We start from the raw sequence: 19,991 nt of genomic DNA, 5'->3' as shown, positions 1-19,991 counted from the left end.
CTCCGCCTCCGCTCCGGCGAGTCTAAGGAAGGCAACGCCACAACCACCTTTTGATGGCAGCCGGAAGAAAGGCAGGGATGGAAGGCGACGGCACAACCGTCACACATCACGTCTTGCAAAAGGCGGGGTGAAAGGCTGGATGAAAGGTAACGCCATAGCTATCCCTCAACATGACCCTTTAAATGCCAAAGGATGTTAGTGACTCGTGGAAAGCAACATCTCGTCCGAATGTGTTGAACATGACCCTGCAGTCTTTCTTTAACTACTGCCTGCAAAAGACATATGATGTTAATGACTCGCCATTGGCTTCTTTAGCCGTGGGGCTTTCGCTTCGAGGTGACTAAGAGAGTAAGCAACACGTCTTGCTTGTAATGATGATCACAGCTAAGCCAGTTTTTTTGCAATGCAACAATCATTGCCGTGAGGGCGGTTTGAGCCAACAACCAGCTTAAACGGTATAATTGTTGTCAGGGGAGTTGGCTGAAACGGACTTTATCCAAAGCAAAAGCGCCATCTGGCATTTACGCGGCGCGGAGGGAGATCGCCTGACCGAGCGCAGCGAGTGAAGGAAGCTCCCGGAGCTTCAGCCGCGTTGCCCTCGCCATGCTGGGGTAATTGGTAGTCCCTCTTCGGGGTGCTTCGGGGGGGATGCAAGGGGGGCCGAGAAGGGGGCATAGCCCCATAACCGGCCCCGCCTTGCTGCGCGCCCCGCACAGGCGTCCCAAACTCCGCCGACGGCGGAATCCCATGCCCGAAGGGCAGCAAAATCTAAAGGTTCGCCTCAACTGAGAGGTAAATCCCAGGCCGTTGAGGTGAAAGCGCGCTACAGGATGCGGAATCAAGTGCCCGAAGGGCAAAAAATAGAACTAAGTCGAGCCAAGAAAATCGCTCTTGGCATCATTGCCACACCAGACTCGGCTATCACTAGAGACTACCCACCTCTCATCTAGACCCCAATTAGAATCTGGACCCGCAAGCGCCGGTTTACCTCTGTAACCTTGTCGTCAAAAGTCGCTTAATGCGGCTGTAACAATTGGCTAAATTCCTTCTTTCCTCTTGGTAATTGTCTTTTCAAATTATCTCTGACGAATCTGATTCGCCGTCAAAATCAATTATTTCTGTAACAAACCCGGCACAGTATCGGCTTAGTGATGTTTGTGACTACGAGTCTGCGTGCCGAGCCTGCTGAAAATTAATATCGCAGTCCGCTTCGTTAAGCAGACCGCAGCCCAACCATCGCAGCAATTTATGTGGAGGGGGCCATGCCCGATTCTTCCGCGCAGGATTTATTTGTAGAAACTTTTTGCGATCTGCCGCTGCATCCTGCAAGCTTGTCTGATTCGCACCTGCATTCATGCCGCGCCTCATCAATGGTTCCGCCGCCCGCATCAACTTCACTACAAGTTGGAACTGTTGATGGTGAGCAGCGTTGTCAGGCCTTGTTGGATGTGCTTCAGAACCAGACCATCACCAGCGTGCTTCAGCCCATTGTTTCCCTTCGCGATGGCGCTGTTTTCGGTTATGAGGCGCTGGGTCGCGGCCCAGCCGGCACTCCTCTTGAAAATCCCGAGGCACTCATTCAGTGCGCGCTGGAAAACGGGCGCATGCTGGAGCTTGAGCATCTCTTTAGGCGCAGCGCCTTGCGTGCGGCCCGTCAGATGCCAACGGGCATCCGCCTGTTCCTCAATGTTAATCCAAACATTATTCAGGATTCGCACTTCGGTATGGGGTTCACCAAGGAATACCTGACCCGTTTTGCCATCAGCGCCGAGGATATTGTTTTTGAAATTACCGAGCGCGAGTCGGTTGTGAACCTGCGTGGCTTCAAGCAGATTATTGAGCATTACAAAGGCCAGAATTACCAGATCAGTATTGACGATGCTGGCGCGGGCTATTCCGGCCTCAACCTCATATCTGACGTGCAGCCGCATTTTATCAAGCTCGACATGCAGCTCATACGCGGGGTGGATAAAGACCTCACCCGGCAGGCGCTCATCAAGAGCATGCAGGAATTTGCGGCTCTGACCAATACGCGGATCATTGCCGAGGGCATAGAGACCGAAGAAGAGCTAGCAACCCTCATCAGTTTTGATGTGCCCTACGGGCAGGGCTATTTTCTCCGCAGGCCAGATCCCACGCCGCGGGCCGTGGATCCCGTGGCTCTTCAGGTCATTCACCGCGAAAATAAAATAAAAAACAGATTTTTCGGCGCGCGCGTTCACAAGTTTCATGTGCGGCACATTTGCCGTTCCGGCACAGTAGTGCCGCCGCACATGCCCATACGCAGCGTCGTTGATCTGTTTGAAAAAAATAGCAAGCTCAACGGCCTTTGCGTTGTCATGGGCGAGATTCCCGTTGGTGCGCTCACGCGCAACCGCCTGCACGAGCAACTGAGCGGCAGGTTCGGTTTTTCCCTCTTTGCCGACAAAGCCGTGGAAGCGGTCATGGACCGCTCCTTTCTGTGTGTGGACCACCAGTGCACAATTGATCTTGTGGCGCGCCAGGCCATGCGCCGCGATGACGCAAAACTCTACGATTTTGTCACCGTAACCCGAGAGGGTCGCTATCAGGGTGTTGTGACAGTCAAGGAACTGCTCGAAAAAAGCATCGAGCTTGAGGTCGCCAACGCTCGCCAGCTCAATCCCCTTTCAGAACTGCCCGGCAACGCGCTTATTGATATCGAGCTGGAGCGCCTTGTGCGCCTTGGTTTGCCGCGCATTGTTCTCTACTTCGATATCGACAACTTCAAGGCTTACAACGACAAATACGGCTTTAAAAATGGCGACAGGGCACTCAAGCGCCTTTCTTCCATCATCAAGGAAAGCGCGAGCGAGGATGACTTTGTGGGCCACATCGGCGGCGATGACTTTATCGCCGTAACAGACGCTTTGACGGCCCGCAGCGTGTGCGAAACCATCATCTCTGCCTTTAACGACAGCGTACCAGCCTTTTACAGCGCCGACGATGTTCAGCGCGGTTACATTGAGGGCAAAAGCCGCAGCAATATTGAGGAGCGCTTCCCGCTTATGTCCCTGACCATTGTCGGCGTGAAGGCCAGCAATTTCCAGAGCAGCTTTGATCTGGCGCGGGCCGCCGCCACGCTGAAAAAGCAGTGCAAACGCATCAGCGGCAGCAACTACCAGCTTGAAGCGTAACGATCATTTTTGCCCCCGCGGGGGCAGCAATCAAACTACGGGAGTGTTCATGAAGCTGACCACGAAACTGGTTCTTTCGTTCAGCAGCATCATTGTTCTCATGTTGGCGCTGTTCGGCGTGTATTACGTCAATACCGACCGTATTGATCATGCCGTCAGCCATATGGACCAGCAGTATGTGCCATCGCTTGTGGCGGTGCAGACCATGACGTCCCTGCTGTATTCGGCCCGATCCGATCTGGCGGCGCTTACTCCGCATACTGATAAAGTCACCATTGCCGAGTATCGCGACCGCATTAAGCGCGCTCTCAAGCAGTTTGCGCAGCACGCCGAGGCCTATCAGGCATTGGTTGAAGCCCGTAAACAGGCGGCCGAACCAGTGGATGATGAACTGTGGGGCAACATCACGGCCCAGTTGCATGCGGAGGAGGCCACCCGCGAAGAAATCATCCGGCTGGCTGGCGAGGGTGATACGGATGGCTCCATTGCGCTGTTCACCCGCAGCAGGGCTGATTTTATCCGCCTTGCACGTTATTTTGACCAGCTTGTGCAGCACGATGTGCAGCGCAGTCAGGAGGCAGCGGCAGGCGCGCAGGAAATTGCGCGGCAGTCGCGCCTGGCCGGGGCCCTGCTTGCCATCGTGGGCATACTGTTCAGCATTGCGGTTACCGCGGGGATCACGCTTGCCATCAAGCGCCAGCTCGGCAAGGATCCGGCGCAGTTGCAGCTCATAGCGGGGCGCGTGGCAGAAGGGGATTATGACCTTGAGCACTCTGGCCGCCAGCAGGGCGTGTACGCCTCGCTGGTGCTCATGGTTCAGGCCTTGAAGGCGCATATAGAGAGCGCCCGCAGCGAGTCGGAAAAGGCGCGAGAAGAATCCGCCAGGGGCAATGCCGCCCTGCAACAGGCTGAGGCGGCAGAGCGCGATGCCCGTGCAAAAACAGAAGCCATGCAGCAGGTGGCCGAGGCGCTGGAAGAAGTGACCCATGTTGTGGCCACCGCCTCCGGTCAGGTTGGTGAAACTATCCGTCAGGCGGAAGAAAGCGCCGACAGCACGGCCCAGAGGCTCACAGAAGCAGCCACTGGCATGGAGCAGATGAACGCTACAGTGGGCGAAGTCGCCCAGAATGCCGCCGTGGCTTCTGACTCTTCGGCAGAAACCCGCCAAAAAGCAGAGGACGGGGCCAAGGTGGTTCGCCACGCTCTGGAGAGTATTGAAACCGTGCGCTCCACCTCCTTGCGTCTCAAGGATGATATGGAGCAGCTTGGCGGGCATGCGCAGGCCATCACCCGCATCATGAATGTTATTTCGGATATTGCGGATCAGACCAATCTGCTCGCCCTCAATGCCGCCATTGAGGCCGCACGGGCAGGCGACGCCGGGCGGGGCTTTGCTGTGGTGGCGGACGAAGTACGCAAACTGGCGGAAAAAACAATGGCTTCCACCCACGATGTGGATACGGCCATCACGGCCATTCAGCAAAGCGTGGCCCATAGCGCCGCCTCAGTGGAGGAGGCGGTTAAAGGCATATCGCTGGCGACGGAAGCTGCCCAGCAGTCAGGGCAGGCGCTGGAGGGCATTGTAGGAACGGTGGAAGAAACCGCCAATCAAGTCAGCGCCATTGCCACAGCAAGCGAGCAGCAGGCTGTGGCCACCGACCAGATCAACCGTACGATTGGTGATGTTACCAGCCTTTCGCGGCAAACGGCTGTTGCCATGAGCGCCGCTTCGCGGGCGGTGGCGGGGCTTTCTGCCCAGGCTCAAAATCTTGAAGGCCTCATTGAACAGATGCAGAACTGCTGAGGCAAAAATTATCTCGTCACAAAAAAGAAGCCCCTTCAATGAAGGGGCTTCTTGCGTTCATAATGGATCACGCTCAGGTGCCGCAGCTGTGGCGGCCTGCGCGCAAGGCGCTATTTATTCACGTAGGCTTTGCCCAGTTCCAGCGCCTTGAGGTTGGATTCCTGCAATTTCGGGGGCAGGAATTTTTTGATGGCGGCTTCCAGCGCGTCCACGCCAAAGGGCAGCACGCCAGAAGAACAGACCACGCTCAAAAGCACGGTGTTGCCGCTCTGCACGGAACCAGCCTTCATACCAAGCTCGCGGCAGGGCACAAAGTGGCACTGCCCCGCAACCTGACGGGCCTTTTCCATGATGTGCGGCATGTCGGGGTACTCTGCCTTGCCCAGCGCAACGCTGAGGGGCGGCAGGGCATCACTGCTGGAAAAGATTGCGCCGCCGGGCTGCAGATAAGGCAGGGCGCGCAGGGTTTCCAGCGGCTCAAAGCCCAGCAGCACATCGGCTTCGCCATAGTCCAGCTTGGGGGAACGCCAGCCGCCAAGCAGCATGACAGATTCCACCACGCCGCCGCGCTGAGCCATGCCGTGCACTTCGCCAGCCACCACATCCAGTCCGGCTTCCAGCGCCGTGCGGGCCAGCAGGGTTGTGGCCGTCAGGGTTCCCTGACCGCCCACGCCGGTAAAGAATATACGCATCCGCTTCTGCATTTCTTGTGTCTTCATAATATCTCCCTACCGCTTCCGCGCCTTGAAGGCCGTGGGCGCAACCTGCAAACAGACCATGCAGCCCGTGCAGAGCGTGGCGTCTACAGCAAGATTGTCGCCCTCGCGGTAAAAGGCGGGGCAGGCCAGCTGCTCAAGGCAGCGCATGGCTTCCGGTCCCTGCTGGGCCACTTCGGCCACCTGGGGTTGGGCTTTTTTGAGCTGACGGCGGGCATACAGCACGCAGGGCTCTTCGGTAATCAGCACGCGCACGCCGCTTTGGGCCTTCATTTCTTCCAGCGCCTTGGTGACGGCCTTCACGTTGAAGGAGCGCACCTTGGCGCACTGGGTAACGCCCATGGCGCGCACAATGGCTTCGATATCCATGTGCTGGCTCATGGAGCCGAGCATGTCCTGCACCATGCCGGGGTTGGGCTGATGCCCGGTCATGGCCGTGGTGCCGTTGTCCAGAATGACCAGAATGATGTCATGCTGGTTGAAAACCGCGTTGGCAAGGCCCGTCATGCCGGAGTGGAAGAACGTGGAGTCGCCGATAAAGGCCACCACGGGTTTTTCCGATGCGCGGGCAAAGCCGCTGCCTGCGGATATGGAAGACCCCATGCACACCAGAAAATCCGCAGCGCGCAGGGGCGGCAGCAGACCCAGGGTGTAACAGCCGATGTCGCTGGAGTAAAAGGCATCGTCGCCAAAAACCTGCCGTGCGGCATAGTAGACGGCGCGGTGCGAGCAACCGGCGCAGAGGTTCGGCGGGCGGCCCGGCAGCTCCAGGTCAACGCTGCGCACGGGCTTTGCCGGGCAGGGCGTGTCGAGCCAGGAGGAAAGGCGGCGCATGACAAGGGTGGTGGAGTATTCGCCCTGACCGGTGAGGCCGGAATCCTTGCCTTCAATGCGCACGTGGATGTCCTGCTTCTGCACCAGGGCGCGGATGTCCTGCTCCAGCAGGTCAACGCCTTCTTCAAGTATCAGCACACGGTCGCAGCCGCGCAAAAATTCGGTGATCATGGCGGTGGGCAGGGGCCAGGTCATGCCAAGCTCAAGCACACGCACACGGTCTCCCCAGCCGCCAGCCGAAAGGGCATCGGCCAGATAGTTGCGGGCCACGCCGCTGGTAATGATGCCGAGGCGCGTGGGCGTCTGGGGTTCATGCACCGTATTGAAGCGGCTGGATTCCGCAAACTGGCGGGCTTTTTCAATGATGCCCTCCAACGCCAGATGGCGCTTGCGGGCCACAGCGGGAACCGGCACAAAACGGCTCGGGTCGCGCTTGAACTCAACCTTGGGCTGTGTGGCGGGCAGATCGTCAAAATCCACAGCGCCGCGCATGTGGCTGACGCGGGTGGTGGTGCGCAGCATCACGGGCTGTTGCAGCTCGCGGGCAAGACGAAAGGCCTCGCGGGTCATGTCCTTGGCTTCCTGCGCGGAGGCAGGCTCAAAACAGGGCAGCAGGGCAAAGCGTGCATAAGTGCGGTTGTCCTGTTCGTTCTGGCTTGAGTGGCAACCGGGGTCGTCAGCCGTCAGCAAGACCATGCCGCCGGGCAGGCCCGTGTAAACGGAGGTGAACAGCGGGTCTGCGGCCACGTTGACGCCCACGTGCTTCATGGTCACGAGGCTCATGGCGCCGCCAAGGGCGGCACCGGCGGCCACTTCCATAGCCACCTTCTCGTTGACGGAATATTCCAGCCGGTAGCGGCCTTCGCCGCCTAGGCGGTGGAACGTGTCCGGCACTTCCGAAGAAGGAGTGCCCGGGTAACAACTGACCATATGCACACCCGCTTCAAGCGCGCCGCGCACAATGGCTTCGTTTCCCAACAGCAGGTGCCGCTCGCCGCGAGCGCCCTGCAACAGCGGATGATTGCTCATGTTCCCTCCAGGCTCAGGCATATCGCCTGAACCGCAACTGGATGCAAAATGGCGCGGCCCATGCGGCCCCGCCTACAATGACGCAAGCCCGCGCTGTTTGCACATGCGCGGGCTTGCGAAGAGATATTTACTGGGCTTTGCCGGAAGATTTTTCCCCAGCGCCGTCTGGCGCTGCCGGGGCCGCAGTCTGGGCGGCTTCTTCTTCAACAATTTTGGGAGCCAGCGTGGTTGCGCGGGCGCGGAAATATTCGCTGTTGAGGCCCTGCGCCTCGCGCGAGAGGGCAAGGTAGATGCGGGCGGCCTGTTCTGTCTGCCCGGCGGCAACGGCGGCTTCGGCCATCATCTGCTTAAGCTGGGGAGCGGTAACTTCACCCGGCAGCGCGGCTTGCAGCTTTTGCAGCAGGGCAAGGGCATCGGCGTATTTTCCGGCCTTGAGCATGGCTCCGGCCTCGTTCATGCCGGCAATCAGCGCAAGGGGGCCTTCGCTTTCCTTGGCGGCTTTGGCAAAGGCATCCGCGGCAGTGGCGTTATCGCCGTTGCTCATGGCGCTTTGGCCCAAGGCCAGATAGGCGGAAAACTTCACGTCAGAGGGGGCTTTTTCCGCCAGGGCGGCAAGTTCCTTGACCTGCGCGGGGCCACTGGTTTGCAGAACAATGCGCGCAAGTGACTGCCGCGCTTCATCGTTTTTGGATGTGCTGTACCAGCGCCAGATGCCGGTACCCGCCAGAACCAGCACAAACAGCACCACAATGCTGGCTATGGTGCCAGCGTGACGCAGCATGAACTGGAGCATGGGGGCGCTTTCGGAGCTGACTTCTGCCTGAAGGTCGCGCAACAGGGGGGAATCCTCTGCGCCTTGATTCTTTTGCGGATTCATGTATCAAAACTCCTTAGGGAGGCGGAACCGCCGTAGTTTTTCCGCGCGTTTGCCCTGCGCGTTCCATGATCGGCGGAGCTGGACGGAAGCTTTTTTCTTAGGCCAGAATCAGCCCCTCTGTCAAAACAAATATCCTCTGGTCAGGCGGCCTGCGCGGCCCCGGCCAATACAATAAGGAGTATACATGACGCCTGCAGAAGAAATGTCGCGCCTCGGCGCGCAGGCAAAGGAAGCGGCCAGGGCCATAGCCAAGGCCCACCCCGATGCCAAAACGCAAGCCCTGCTGGGGCTGGCGCAACTGCTGCAGGATCGGGAGGCCGAGATTCTGGCCGCCAATGCGGAAGACCTTGCTGCGGCCCGTGCCGCCGGGCAGGATGTCCCCCGCCTTGACCGCTTGACGCTTACCCCTGCCATCATGGATGAAATGCGCGCAGCCTGCCGCCACGTGGCCAATCTGCCAGACCCTGTGGGCGCTACGGAGCGCCAGTGGCAGCGGCCCAACGGTCTGCTTGTGGGCCGTATGCGCGTGCCGTTGGGCGTGATCGCCATGATCTACGAGGCGCGCCCCAATGTGACCATCGACGCCGCCATTTTGTGCATCAAGGCGGGCAACGCGGTTATTCTGCGCGGCGGCAGCGAGGCTTTGCGCTCCAACATCGCGCTTGCCAAGGCCCTGTGCGATGCGCTGGCCCAGGCGGGATTGCCCGCCGATGCGGCCCAGCTTGTGTCCATACCCGGACACGAAGCCGTCAACGCTCTGTGCAAGCTCGACAGCTATATTGATGTTATCATCCCGCGCGGCGGCGAGGGCCTTGTGCGCGCCGTGACCGAGGCTGCCACCATGCCCGTGCTCAAGCACTTCAAGGGCGTGTGCCACGCGTATATTGATGTGGATGCCGATCTGGATGCAGCCGCAGAGATTGTTTTTAACAGCAAGGTGCAGCGCCCCGGCGTGTGCAATGCGCTGGAATGCCTGCTGGTGCACCGTGACGTGGCCAAGGATTTTCTGCCCAAGGTGGCGGCAAAGCTTGGCGCTGCCGGGGTGGAATTTCGCGCATGCCCGCAATCACTGCCCCTGCTTGGCGCAACTGCCGTTGCCCAGCAGCCCGATGATCTTGGGCAGGAATTTCATGCCCTGGTGCTTGCCGTTTGCGTGGTGGAAAGCATGGATGCCGCGCTGGATCACATTGCCCGCTACGGCTCAAACCACACGGAAATCATCTGTACCAACAACCACGAGCATGCCATGCGTTTTTTGCGCGAGGCGGATGCTTCCATGGTGGCGGTCAACGCTTCCAGCCGCTTCAATGACGGCGGACAGCTTGGCCTCGGCGCGGAGATCGGCATTTCTACCTCAAAGCTGCATGCCTACGGTCCCATGGGTGTGGACGAACTGACCACCACCAAATTTGTGGTGCTTGGCCAGGGTCAGGTGCGTGGATAGATGACGGAATCGGCGTCCCTCCCGCCGGGCCGGGCCATTCTTGGCGGCAGTTTTAACCCGCCCCATGTGGGACACCTGCGGCTGGCCATTGAGGCCCGCGAGGCGTTGGGCGACCTTGTGCAAGGCGTGGATATGGTGCCTTGCGCCGTGCCGCCGCACAAAGTGCAGCGCAGCATGTTGCCCTTTAACCTGCGAGCCGACATGGTGGAGGCCTGCGTTCAGGGGTTGCCCTGGCTGCGCTGCAACCGGATGGAGGCTCAGCGCCAGGGGCCGTCGTATACGTGGGATACGCTTTGCGCCTATCGTGAAGCAGAGCCGGATACAGAACTGTATTTTATTCTGGGCAGCCCGGATTTCGCCATGCTCTCCACATGGTACAAGGGGCTGGATTTACCACAGCTTTGTCACTTTGTGGTTGTGCCCCGCAAGGGGCATACCTCTGCCGATTTTATCACCGCCTCCAAAGGCCTGTGGCCTGATGCCGCAGAGCGCGCTCCATTGCTGCCTGCCTGCCCGTGCATGGCCTTGCCGGGAGGCGGGCTGGCGCATTTTCTTTCTGTGCCATGGCTGGAGGTGAGCGCCTCTCGGGTGCGACAGCTCTGGCTTACAGGCCGGAATGTGGATTTTCTTGTGCCGGATGCGGCCTTGCAGATTTTGCGAAACAACACTCAAACAGTGCGGCATCACTGGCTGGAGGACGGCTCGGCATGCTGACAACTGCTCCCAAAGAAATCAGGGAAAATATCGCCCGTGCAATGGGCTATCTGCGGCGTGATGAAGTTGAGCGCGCCCTTGTGACCATGAGTGAAGCGCTTCGGCTTCTGGCCGGGGTAAAGCTGATGCGTTCAGCAAGGGCGGAACTGGATATTCAGATCGGGGAATTTTTGGGGGGCATTGTGCGCCATAGCGCGCTGCAACCGCTGCTTGATCCCGGCAATACGGGCAAACCGCGCAGCATCACCCTGCAAGCGGGCAAGGAAGCAACGCTTTCAACCGTGCTGGATGGGCTGGCCAAAATTCTGGAAACTGCGGCGGAACAGGCTGTGCAGCTGGAGGCGGAGGCCCGGCTGGAGCGTAAAAAGCAGCTGATCAGCAGCGGGCTTGATTTTTTGCGCGAGGGGCAGGTCGCCAAGGGGCGCGCCTTTTTGAAGCGCATAGTGGAAGAATTTGGCGATGAGGACGGCATCCGCCTGCAAATGGGCCAGATTTTTGCCGCTGCCGGGCTGTTTGCCGAAGCCGCCGCCATGTATGAGGACGCCATGACCATCCAGCCGCGTGAGGCCTCGGCCTACACCGGAGCCGTGGCGGCGTGGATGGAACTGCGGGAATACGAAAAGGCCGAGGCGGTGTATCAGGCGGTGCTGCGTACGTTTGGCGGACATGCCTCGACCTTTGGCAAAATGTCGAAGATGTACCTCGCCTGGAGCAAAAAGCAGGCTGCGGAAGATAACGCCCTGCGCGCCTTGCAGACAGACCCAGAGCAGGCTGACGCTCTGGAGGTCATGGCGGCACTGGGCAAGCACTAGGGGGCGGGAGCTGTGTCTGATGGAGCCTGCGGGCAGGCCGGACTCATGGAAAGGACAGACTCGCCTCGCAAGCTAACGATCAAGGAGGTATGAATATTTTTGTTCTGCCTTCCTGCTCTGCCAGTATAGAAGATCTGCCGTTCCGGGCATTGCTGCGCACGATCTTGAGGCTCGGCCCCCAGGTTTGCCAACCGTGGCAGCGTGAGCAAGGGGCCGCACAGATGGTTTTTGCTATGTTGGGGCAAAGCTCAGAGGCTGCGTGCCTTTGTGAAACCGAAGCATTGCCTTTCACCCAAAGATAGGCTATATACCGCCTTCGGCTGCAAGCGGGGCACCCAACGCCCTTTGTGGCCTGCGGAGAGGTAGCGAAGCGGCCGTAACGCGCTCGACTCGAAATCGAGTTAGGGGTTAGTAGCTCCTACGTGGGTTCGAATCCCACCCTCTCCGCCATATGATGATTCAATGAACTCCGAATTCGTCCGCTAGTCGTTGACAGTAGCCGAATTCGGAGTTTTACTTTGTCCGACGATGTCCGGTAAAAAGCGCTTAAATCCGAGCGTAAACCGGATACTGCGCCGGACATTTTTTATTTTGGCGTTTCCTATGTCCAAAAGATGTCCGGTCTAGGGAGGAAACGCTTATGGCTCTAAGCGATATGGCCATTAAAAAGGCCAAGCCCCGCGAGAAAATTTATACCCTCAAAGACGCAGATGGGCTTTATCTGGAGATAAAGCCTTCTGGCAAAAAGTATTGGCGTCTCCGTTACTGGATAGACTCCAAGGAAAATCGTCTTTCCCTCGGTGAATACCCCCTCATATCTCTGGCTGAAGCCCGTTCGCGCCGTGATGATAAGCGGCGCATGATTAAAGACGGCGTTGACCCTGTGGCGCTGGTGCGTGAGCAAAAAGCCGCCGTAGCTCCAGACAAGTTCTTTGAGTCTGTAGCGCGTGAGTGGGCGCAAAAAAATGCCCATAGGTGGACAGAAGGCCACGCGGAATTGAATCTTCGGCGTCTGGAGATGAATATTTTCCCCTACATCGGAAAGAAACTCGTTGGGGAGATATCCGCGCCAGAACTGTTGGAATGCCTTCGCCGCATTGAAGCCAGAGGTGCTCTTGAGGTCACGCGTCGGGTGCGCGGGCTTTGCTCCATGATTTTTCGTTATGCCATTGCCACAGGCAAGGCAGAGCGGGACGTTGCCGCAGACCTCATAGGCGCTTGCGCGACACCCAAGAAGCAGCACCGTCCTACCATCACTGATCCACAAGAAGTTGGCAGGCTCATGCAAGCCATAGACGGCTGTGCAGCATCGGCAATCGTGTATTGCGCCCTGCGGCTGGCCCCCTTGGTTTTTGTGCGCCCTGGTGAATTGCGCAACGCAGAGTGGAGCGAGTTCAATCTGGAGGCTGCCGAATGGCGCATCCCTGCGCATAAAACCAAAATGCGCTCTTTGCATATTGTGCCGCTCTCAACCCAAGCCCTGAATATCCTCTATGAATTGCAGCCGCTCACCGGGGATGGGAGATACCTTTTTCCTTCTGTGCGAACGGCATCCCGCCCAATGTCTGACAATACCATTAACGTGGCGTTGCGCCGGATTGGATACGCCAAGGAAGAAATATGTGGGCATGGCTTTAGGGCGATGGCTTCAACTCTGCTCAACGAGCTTGGCTGGAACCGGGACGCTATAGAACGCCAGCTTGCCCACGGTGAGCGCAATAAAATTCGAGCGGCATACAATCATGCGGAGTTTTTGCCGGAACGGCGGCAGATGATGCAAGCATGGGCTGATTATTTAGATGTACTGAGAGGATGCCATGTTTCGACGCACTAAATACCATATTCCGTTTCCAGATAACGAGCTGATATATCTTTCTGATCTCATGTTGAGATGGCCTTTCGAATGCTATTTAAAAATATGCTTTGAGCTGTTTAAGAAGCGATTGAGTATGTACGTTGTGACTGAATCGTATCGCTCTGAGGATGGTGGGGTGGAAAATATAATAATGAGTTTTCCGACATCAAACCTTTCTTATGATTTTGCAACTAAGTCCTTTAACGCCTTTGCATTCAAGCGTGAGCAGGTTGAAAAAATTGAAAAAAAGAAAAAAGAATATACTTATGCGCCAGCTAGCGATTTAATTACTCAAGAATTTCATTTATGCACAGTTAGGAATATTAATAGATTGGCGGCTCAACTTGCTTATGCAATATGCCTCACATCTCATACTAGATATTATAAAGAATTTGATCCTGACAACGTACTTAATGCCGTTTATGGTGCCAATTATGACCCTCTGATATACTGGGGGAAAGAGAAGAAGTCTGAATGGCAAGTCAAGGATGATAATCTTTGGAGCAACAATCGGACAAGGCCCAAAGATTCACGCAAGGAAGAAAAGGATTTGGATCCAGTACGTGCTTTTATTCAAAAGAAGCGAGAGCAGGGGGTTACTTCTAAAAAAGAAATCGCCAGAGCCATTGATATCTTTTTCCCAGATTTTTTATCAAATCAAGAACTCGGCGAATTGCTGCCAGCGAGGGAAAAAAAGAAGGGAGCGACAATTAAATTTGAGAGTCAAAGAAAACAAGGTTATCGATTACGAAATGTTACATAAATTTGTCCCACTCAATTTGTCCCAAATTATTTTTACTTTTGTCCAATAGTTTTCCTTGACTGTCCGACTAGTGGGACACGCCAAAATAGGCCCATGTGCATCAACATGGGCCGTTTTCATTTCATAACGGCCCGTAAACCTCAGGAGCCGTTATGGCAAAAGTCGATTTTTTGTATCGGCAACGAAACTACCTGCCTGACGAGGGGTTTGTTCGTTTGTCGCAAATTCTCCAAGTGCTGCCCATTGGCAAAACAAGCTGGTGGGAAGGCGTCAAAAAAGGGCGCTATCCCACCCCTGTGAAGTTAGGGCCGCGTACCACCGTTTGGCGCGTTGAAGATATTCGGGCGCTGATCAGCAATGTGGAAGGAGGGGACGCCGCATGACCTCCCCATATGTCCCTCTCGGCTCACAAAATAATCTTCCCCCATTGAAGGCGATCAGTATGGAGGAATTTCTTTTAAGCACCTTGCCCGAGCGCGACTACCTTCTGCACCCGGTAATTCCTGAGCAGGGGATAGTCATGCTCGTTGCAAAGCGGGGCATAGGCAAGACCTTTACGGCGTTGCACATGTCCCTGTCTGTGGCTGGTGGGTTGTCCCTGTTCAACTGGCATGCTCCCAAGGCTCGGCGCGTTTTGTATGTGGATGGCGAAATGCCAGCTATCTCCATGCAAGAGCGCCTAGCAGCTTTGGCCACGGGCATGGCAGCACCGCCCCATGCGATGCAGAATTTTTCCATTATCACCCCCGACATTCAATCGCGGCCCATGCCGGACTTGGCAACAACCTATGGGCAGCAGGCTCTTGAACCATTTCTTGCTGGAGTCGATTTGCTGGTTTTAGACAACCTCGCCACCCTTTGCCGCACTGGCAAAGAAAACGAATCCCAATCATGGACGCCCATGCAGACCTGGCTATTGGATTTGCGGCGGCGGGGCATGGCAGTTTTGCTTGTGCATCACGCGGGCAAATCAGGCGATCAGCGCGGAACCTCGGCACGCGAAGACATTATGGACACGGTTATAAGCCTACGGAGGCCCACAACCTACAGTGTTGCCGAAGGTGCGCGGTTTGAAGTCCATTTGACCAAGGCGCGGGGAATTGTGGGCGAGGATGCAATGCCCTTTGAGGTGCATCTGCGCAGTGAAGGGAATCAGCTCATTTGGGATGTGAACGAGCTGGTCAATGTTCAGGCCGAACAATTGAAGCAGCTCTTGGCAGAAGGCTTCTCCATTCGGGATTGCGCCGATGAAATGGGTGTGAGTAAGTCTGTGGTTCATCGGCTCAAGAAGAAGCTGGAGGAGGGCGGCGATGCTGGTGCTGTTCGTTATTAACGCCGTGTCCCACCGTCCCACCCCTAAGGACAGGGACAGTGGGACAGCTTGGCAAAATATCGCCTCCCCCGCGTCAGATGGCTTGAAGCAAGCCATGTTTTCGCTTCGCTCAAACGGCTTGCTCTGCGAGGCGTCAAAGCACATTGCCGCTTCACGGCAAAAGGAGCGCGCCTATGCTTGCTGAGTCGCGCAAACACGGCCCCCGAAAAAGTGGACGCCCAAAGGGCGACCCCATAAAGGTGCGCCACATGACAATCGGGGTGCGCGTCAATCCGGCAGAGTGGGAGGCGCTTCAGCTTCGTGCGCGGCACATGGGCATGAGCCCTGCGCAGTGGTTGCGCACAGCAGCTTTAAGCAAACGCATGCCGCCGCCCCCAGTGCCAGAGGTTAACCGCAAGGCCTACGGCGAGCTTGCGCGGTTGGGCGTGAATCTCAACCAAATCGCCAAGGCAGCCAATGCGGGGCGAACGGCTGTTCCCTTCGGGCTGTTAAGGGAGCTGCTTAGCCAGATCATGAGCTTGCAAGCTTCCCTTATGGGTGTTGCAGGCAGCACCCCGCCAGTGGCAGGGGAAGTGCCGTGATAGCCAAGTGCATCAAGGGCAAAGGCTTTCGTGGGGCAGCAGCTTATGATTTGCAGCCCCATAAAAGCCTGTTGCTTGAAACCAATATGGCGGGCCGCACACCACGCGCCCTTGCTGCGGAATTTGGAGCTATTCGCGCTTTAAGGCCGAATCTGTCCAAGGCCGTTTGCCATGTGAGCCTGAGCCTACACCCGGAAGAATCCTTGTCAGATGAGCAGTGGTGTGAGGCCGCGCATTCGTGGCTTCAGGGCATGGGCTTTGTAAACAATCAATATGTCATTAGCCGACATACAGACGCCGCACACGCACACATTCATATTCTGGTGAACAGAATTGCGCTGGATGGAAAAGTGGTGAGTGACGCGCACGACTACAGGCGGCAAGAAAAAATCATGCGGGAGCTGGAGCAACGGTTTTCTCTCCGGCAAGTGCGCTCAAGCCGGGAAACGTTGCGGGCAGCCCTTACGAAAGGGGAGATTGAGCACGCCCTGCGCACTGGCGAGGCCTCCACCCGCATGAACCTACAAAAAATAATTGATGCGGCCCTTACGCAAAAAATTGCGTTGAATGCGTTTTGTCAGCAGTTGGCAGCCCAGGGCGTGACCGTGCGTTTAAATAAAGCCTCCACCGGGTTTGTTTCGGGGATCAGCTTTGCGCTTGGTGACGTGACGTTCAAGGGCAGCAAGCTCGGCAAAGGTTACACATGGGGCGCATTGCAACTTAGAGGATTACTCCATGAGCAAGATAGACGAATTGAAGAGCATGAGCAGGGCATCGGAAGCGACAACGCCACCAGCCCCGCCGAGCGAGATAGATCAGACAAGGATAGAAGCAAGCCTGATGGTTCTGAGCTTGCAGGAAGAAGCACGAATCAAGAACTCACAGGAGCTGATTCAGCTTTTACGAGAATTGCAGAGAAGTACCTCTCAGGCCGCGCGGGAGATCGGAACCGCAGCTCACCAAGTAAGGGATTATCCCGTTGAGGTTTTGAATCAGCACCGGGCGCGTATGGAGCAATGCTTGGCAAAGTGCGAGGCGGCGGCAATCGCATCAAAGGAATATTTTGATAAATCGCGTGCAGTAATGGATGGTTACGGCAAGGAACTGCGGGGTGATACGTGGTGGTTGGCAAGTGTAACTTCTGGATGCACAGCGATTGCTTTCATGCTTCTGTTCTTGTTTCTCCGCTGGCTAGGTCATTGAGTATTGCCGTAGGGATTTAAGCTATCATCCCAGCAGGTTAATAAAAGCAGGCTGCTATGCGTAACCGCATGGCAGCCTGCTTTCGCGCTGTAAAAATCAGATACCAAACCGGATATTTTTTCTGGCGTTTCCTTTATAAGCAGTTCTCAGGCTGCTTGCGGAATTTCCCGTTTGTCACTCAGACGGCCTCCTTCCTGCACATTTGAGCACCTTACTTCTTTACCTCGGCCAGAGCCGCGTCCACCTGCTGTATAATTTCGTGCACTGTCCGGGCGTCTACATCCACAGTTGCGGCGGCCGCCAAAAAATCCTTTTCGGCTATATCCTTGCCCTTGTTGTTAACCATGCAGGTCTGTTCCCCGTTAATGCCCTCTGACGGCGTAAGGTCATAAACCGGGGCCATTCGCCACTGGTTTTCCTTGCTCAGCAGAAAGGAAAAATTTTTGGAATGGTCGTCCTTGTTGCCGGAGCGCACGTTGAACACCATGAGCCGCACCATTTTAAGCACTTCGCGCATGTCTTTGGTGAGCAGCAGCGTCAGGCGCAGCAGGCTTTCATAGGTGAGCGAGGGTTCGCGGTGCGATGCGTGCAGCAGGCCGCAGGCGGTGTGCACATGCACCTTTTGACCATGCACCCTGTCAAAGCGTTGGACGCCGAAATATCCCGGCGAGGTTGCCGATGGAAACAGGTGCGTTTTCGGCATGTCCAGCCCGGCTTCTCTGGCCGCAAGGGAATATGCGTATTCCATCAGCCCGGTGTTTGGCGGCTCGTGCGCGGAGCGAAATTTGATGATCCAGGGGGTTCCTTGGGGTTCCCCCGCCCCCTGCGGCACAATGCGGAAATCATCGGCCACGTTCACCAGAATTTTGGGTCTGGCCCCTGCGGATGAGCCGTTGAGCTGAATAAGTTTGTCCAGTTGCCCCGCATCCACAGGCGCATCGCGCAGAATCCGCAGCGATTCCTCTGCCAGCGCATCCAGTTCCGCCACAGAAACGGCTTCTTCTGCCTGTGCCGCCGCCGGGGTGTACTCCAGCGCGCCCATGCCGTGGGCACCTACCATGGCAAGGCGCTGCAAGGGCAGGCAGGCATGGAGCGATGAGCCTTTTTTTCGTAATGCCCTGTCCAGCAAAAGCAGCCCCCAGCCATCGGGCAGGCTGTCGTTGAACACGCCGAACAGGCCGTCAAAGGTGCGCTTGGGGTCTTCCTTGACCTCTGGACTGAGCGGAAGCCTGAACGGCGAAATGTTGATGCCCGAATCAAGAAATTCTGGCGCGTACTGAAACAGAATGGCGTTGCTGTGTGCGGCGAGCTTTCCCACATGGCGCCGTACGCCGTATGCATGCAGATGCACGTCAAGATTCATGGCGTTTTCTCCCTGCCCGCTTGCGGGGTGCTGGGGATTGCGGCTTGAACAGGTTTTCTGTGCGCGGCGGGTTGAACAAGCCGGAAAAGGCTTCAAGATCATTAAGAAGCAGGGCGATAGCCAGCAGGGACGCGAGCGAGATTTCACCTGTTGTTTCAAAGCGCTTCACAGAACCAAGGGAAACGCCGCTACGGGCAGCCAAATCTTTCTGGCTCATATTGAGCGCAAGACGTTTGGCCTGCGCCTTGGCGGCGATGCTGAGCCGGACTTCCTGCGGAGTTTTTAGAATATCGTCTAACATAATAGCTCTTAACTTTATTTTTTAGTATAATAGCTAAAATATGAGATGATAGCAATTGGTTGATGGGGGGGAACTCGCTCTCCAACGTCAACACCAGCCCCGCCGAGCGAAATCGGGCCGCAGCTCACCAAGTAAAGGATTATCCCGTTGAGGTTTTGAATCAGCAACGGGCGCGTATGGAGCAGTGCCCGAAAAACGGCGAGGAAGGTGTAAACACAGTCTTTCCTCGTCTAGCTAATATTGACAACAAGCCAAATCGGGCGCATTTATGCTTAACGAATACGTTTAACGTATTCGCGCTGCGAATGCTGCCAAGAGCGTTCAGGCTATTCGCTGGAGGCATTCATGAGGGTACGCTTCAGATGATTATGAGCTTCAAAAATGAAGAGACGGAAGAGCTTTTTACCTCTGGCACTTTCCCACCTCTGAATACCGCACAGCGAAAGGGGTTGCGCATGCTGCGCATTTTACATGCGACAGGTCAGCTCAATTCGCTCCGAATTCCTTCAGGCAACAGGCTGGAAAAGTTGAAGGGAGATCGGGACGGACAGTTTAGCATCGCCATTAACATGCAATGGCGCATATGCTTTCGGTGGGAAGATGGAAACGCATATGGTGTGGAAGTGGTGGATTATCACTAGCGGCAAAGCTGCTGGCAGAAAACAGCAAAAACACCACGTATGGTTAGGAGATTTTTTATGATTGCTATTCACCCCGGCGAAATATTGCGCGAAGAATATATGGCCCCCCTTGGTCTTACGGCCTCCACGCTTGCGCTGGAGCTGCGGATTCCCGCTTCACGAGTGCATGAGATTATTAACGAGAAGCGGGGCATTTCTGTTGATACGGCTCTGCGGCTTGCAAAGTTTTTTGAAACTGACCTCAATTTGTGGGTCAACTTGCAGGCTCAGTACGAAGCGGATTCGATGGATGTCCAGAAGCGCACAGACATGGAGAGGATCGTGCCTTACAGCGCGTTGCAAGGCCAACGAGCATCTGTGTAAATCAAAAAAAGAGAAGCACCGGCTAATGATATATTGCAAACTTTAATGGGTAATTTCGGGATGAGAGTTTAAACTAGAATGTGTTTCTATCCCTGCACGATGCTCGAAAAACTATTGGAGCCTGCGACAGGATTATAACCAGCGGTCGGCCTCACAGTTCATTGGGTTGGCTGACGCCAGCAGAAGCCCTCGTGAAGAATATT

The 19,991-nt window shown here is 56.3% G+C and carries 18 protein-coding genes and 1 tRNA gene; 14 read left to right on the top strand and 5 right to left on the bottom strand.

Annotation, left to right across the window (positions count from 1 at the left end; all coding sequences use genetic code 11):
* Positions 1 to 1,262: 1,262 nt before the first annotated feature.
* Entirely contained in the window at positions 1,263 to 3,155 is a 1,893-nt protein-coding gene (locus QZ383_RS11450; protein WP_291445554.1) for a bifunctional diguanylate cyclase/phosphodiesterase, read from the top strand.
* Positions 3,156 to 3,204: 49 nt separating this feature from the next.
* A complete protein-coding gene (locus QZ383_RS11445) occupies positions 3,205 to 4,959 on the top strand; it encodes a methyl-accepting chemotaxis protein (RefSeq protein WP_291445552.1) in 1,755 nt (584 codons plus the stop codon).
* 110 nt (positions 4,960 to 5,069) lie between these two features.
* Here QZ383_RS11445 and QZ383_RS11440 read toward each other — a convergent pair whose 3' ends face one another.
* From QZ383_RS11440 to QZ383_RS11430, 3 genes are all read right to left on the bottom strand, one after another.
* On the bottom strand, positions 5,070 to 5,678 hold the full coding sequence (locus QZ383_RS11440) for an indolepyruvate oxidoreductase subunit beta (protein WP_291445550.1): 609 nt from the start codon (positions 5,676 to 5,678) through the stop codon (positions 5,070 to 5,072).
* 9 nt (positions 5,679 to 5,687) lie between these two features.
* Entirely contained in the window at positions 5,688 to 7,538 is a 1,851-nt protein-coding gene (gene iorA, locus QZ383_RS11435) for an indolepyruvate ferredoxin oxidoreductase subunit alpha (RefSeq protein ID WP_291445548.1), read from the bottom strand.
* Between the two features lie 127 nt (positions 7,539 to 7,665).
* Positions 7,666 to 8,415 (bottom strand): tetratricopeptide repeat protein, encoded by a 750-nt coding sequence (locus QZ383_RS11430; protein WP_291445546.1) that lies wholly within the window; start codon positions 8,413 to 8,415, stop codon positions 7,666 to 7,668.
* Positions 8,416 to 8,599: 184 nt separating this feature from the next.
* On the opposite strand from QZ383_RS11430, the gene QZ383_RS11425 reads away from it, so the two are divergent.
* From QZ383_RS11425 to QZ383_RS11380, 10 genes are all read left to right on the top strand, one after another.
* Complete coding sequence (locus QZ383_RS11425; RefSeq protein ID WP_291445545.1) at positions 8,600 to 9,859, top strand: glutamate-5-semialdehyde dehydrogenase; 1,260 nt, start codon at positions 8,600 to 8,602, stop codon at positions 9,857 to 9,859.
* On the top strand, positions 9,860 to 10,573 hold the full coding sequence (gene nadD / locus QZ383_RS11420) for a nicotinate (nicotinamide) nucleotide adenylyltransferase (protein ID WP_291445543.1): 714 nt from the start codon (positions 9,860 to 9,862) through the stop codon (positions 10,571 to 10,573).
* A complete protein-coding gene (locus QZ383_RS11415) occupies positions 10,567 to 11,385 on the top strand; it encodes a hypothetical protein (RefSeq protein WP_291445541.1) in 819 nt (272 codons plus the stop codon). Before nadD ends, QZ383_RS11415 begins: the two co-directional genes overlap by 7 nt.
* Positions 11,386 to 11,741: 356 nt before the next feature.
* Positions 11,742 to 11,835, top strand: a tRNA-Ser gene (locus QZ383_RS11410).
* Positions 11,836 to 12,025: 190 nt separating this feature from the next.
* On the top strand, positions 12,026 to 13,219 hold the full coding sequence (locus QZ383_RS11405; protein ID WP_291445540.1) for an integrase arm-type DNA-binding domain-containing protein: 1,194 nt from the start codon (positions 12,026 to 12,028) through the stop codon (positions 13,217 to 13,219).
* A gap of 115 nt (positions 13,220 to 13,334) precedes the next feature.
* Positions 13,335 to 14,003, top strand: a complete 669-nt coding sequence (locus QZ383_RS11400; protein ID WP_291445539.1) for a hypothetical protein — start codon at positions 13,335 to 13,337, stop codon at positions 14,001 to 14,003.
* Positions 14,004 to 14,155: 152 nt separating this feature from the next.
* Entirely contained in the window at positions 14,156 to 14,386 is a 231-nt protein-coding gene (locus tag QZ383_RS11395; protein WP_233483315.1) for an AlpA family phage regulatory protein, read from the top strand.
* A 59-nt stretch (positions 14,387 to 14,445) separates the two neighbouring features.
* Entirely contained in the window at positions 14,446 to 15,336 is an 891-nt protein-coding gene (locus tag QZ383_RS11390) for an AAA family ATPase (RefSeq protein ID WP_291445536.1), read from the top strand.
* Between the two features lie 173 nt (positions 15,337 to 15,509).
* On the top strand, positions 15,510 to 15,917 hold the full coding sequence (gene mobC / locus QZ383_RS11385) for a plasmid mobilization relaxosome protein MobC (RefSeq protein ID WP_291445534.1): 408 nt from the start codon (positions 15,510 to 15,512) through the stop codon (positions 15,915 to 15,917).
* On the top strand, positions 15,914 to 16,900 hold the full coding sequence (locus QZ383_RS11380) for a relaxase/mobilization nuclease domain-containing protein (RefSeq protein WP_291445533.1): 987 nt from the start codon (positions 15,914 to 15,916) through the stop codon (positions 16,898 to 16,900). Before mobC ends, QZ383_RS11380 begins: the two co-directional genes overlap by 4 nt.
* A 431-nt stretch (positions 16,901 to 17,331) precedes the next feature.
* On the opposite strand, the gene QZ383_RS11375 is transcribed toward QZ383_RS11380, so the two are convergent.
* Together QZ383_RS11375 and QZ383_RS11370 are read right to left on the bottom strand one after the other, a co-directional pair.
* Positions 17,332 to 18,483, bottom strand: a complete 1,152-nt coding sequence (locus QZ383_RS11375) for a type II toxin-antitoxin system HipA family toxin (protein ID WP_291445531.1) — start codon at positions 18,481 to 18,483, stop codon at positions 17,332 to 17,334.
* On the bottom strand, positions 18,473 to 18,784 hold the full coding sequence (locus QZ383_RS11370; protein WP_291445530.1) for a helix-turn-helix transcriptional regulator: 312 nt from the start codon (positions 18,782 to 18,784) through the stop codon (positions 18,473 to 18,475). Before QZ383_RS11370 ends, QZ383_RS11375 begins: the two co-directional genes overlap by 11 nt.
* A gap of 62 nt (positions 18,785 to 18,846) precedes the next feature.
* Between QZ383_RS11370 and QZ383_RS11365 the strand changes: the two genes are divergently transcribed.
* Together QZ383_RS11365 and QZ383_RS11360 are read left to right on the top strand one after the other, a co-directional pair.
* Positions 18,847 to 19,425 (top strand): type II toxin-antitoxin system RelE/ParE family toxin, encoded by a 579-nt coding sequence (locus QZ383_RS11365; protein ID WP_291445529.1) that lies wholly within the window; start codon positions 18,847 to 18,849, stop codon positions 19,423 to 19,425.
* A gap of 57 nt (positions 19,426 to 19,482) precedes the next feature.
* Entirely contained in the window at positions 19,483 to 19,788 is a 306-nt protein-coding gene (locus tag QZ383_RS11360; protein ID WP_291445527.1) for a HigA family addiction module antitoxin, read from the top strand.
* Positions 19,789 to 19,991 lie beyond the last annotated feature (203 nt).

It is taken from the genome of Desulfovibrio sp. (assembly GCF_019422935.1).
In the GTDB taxonomy this organism is placed as follows: Bacteria; Desulfobacterota; Desulfovibrionia; order Desulfovibrionales; family Desulfovibrionaceae; genus Desulfovibrio.
This window is presented reverse-complemented; position numbering and strand designations above follow the sequence as displayed.

Coding starts and splice junctions, on each gene's coding strand:
- QZ383_RS11450 (WP_291445554.1), top strand. CDS start 1,263: ATGCCCGATTCTTCCGCGCAGGATTTATTTGTAGAAACTTTTTGCGAT.
- QZ383_RS11445 (WP_291445552.1), top strand. CDS start 3,205: ATGAAGCTGACCACGAAACTGGTTCTTTCGTTCAGCAGCATCATTGTT.
- QZ383_RS11440 (WP_291445550.1), bottom strand. CDS start 5,678: ATGAAGACACAAGAAATGCAGAAGCGGATGCGTATATTCTTTACCGGC.
- iorA (WP_291445548.1), bottom strand. CDS start 7,538: ATGAGCAATCATCCGCTGTTGCAGGGCGCTCGCGGCGAGCGGCACCTG.
- QZ383_RS11430 (WP_291445546.1), bottom strand. CDS start 8,415: ATGAATCCGCAAAAGAATCAAGGCGCAGAGGATTCCCCCCTGTTGCGC.
- QZ383_RS11425 (WP_291445545.1), top strand. CDS start 8,600: ATGACGCCTGCAGAAGAAATGTCGCGCCTCGGCGCGCAGGCAAAGGAA.
- nadD (WP_291445543.1), top strand. CDS start 9,860: ATGACGGAATCGGCGTCCCTCCCGCCGGGCCGGGCCATTCTTGGCGGC.
- QZ383_RS11415 (WP_291445541.1), top strand. CDS start 10,567: ATGCTGACAACTGCTCCCAAAGAAATCAGGGAAAATATCGCCCGTGCA.
- QZ383_RS11405 (WP_291445540.1), top strand. CDS start 12,026: ATGGCTCTAAGCGATATGGCCATTAAAAAGGCCAAGCCCCGCGAGAAA.
- QZ383_RS11400 (WP_291445539.1), top strand. CDS start 13,335: ATGTACGTTGTGACTGAATCGTATCGCTCTGAGGATGGTGGGGTGGAA.
- QZ383_RS11395 (WP_233483315.1), top strand. CDS start 14,156: ATGGCAAAAGTCGATTTTTTGTATCGGCAACGAAACTACCTGCCTGAC.
- QZ383_RS11390 (WP_291445536.1), top strand. CDS start 14,446: ATGGAGGAATTTCTTTTAAGCACCTTGCCCGAGCGCGACTACCTTCTG.
- mobC (WP_291445534.1), top strand. CDS start 15,510: ATGCTTGCTGAGTCGCGCAAACACGGCCCCCGAAAAAGTGGACGCCCA.
- QZ383_RS11375 (WP_291445531.1), bottom strand. CDS start 18,483: ATGAATCTTGACGTGCATCTGCATGCATACGGCGTACGGCGCCATGTG.
- QZ383_RS11370 (WP_291445530.1), bottom strand. CDS start 18,784: ATGTTAGACGATATTCTAAAAACTCCGCAGGAAGTCCGGCTCAGCATC.
- QZ383_RS11365 (WP_291445529.1), top strand. CDS start 18,847: ATGGGGGGGAACTCGCTCTCCAACGTCAACACCAGCCCCGCCGAGCGA.
- QZ383_RS11360 (WP_291445527.1), top strand. CDS start 19,483: ATGATTGCTATTCACCCCGGCGAAATATTGCGCGAAGAATATATGGCC.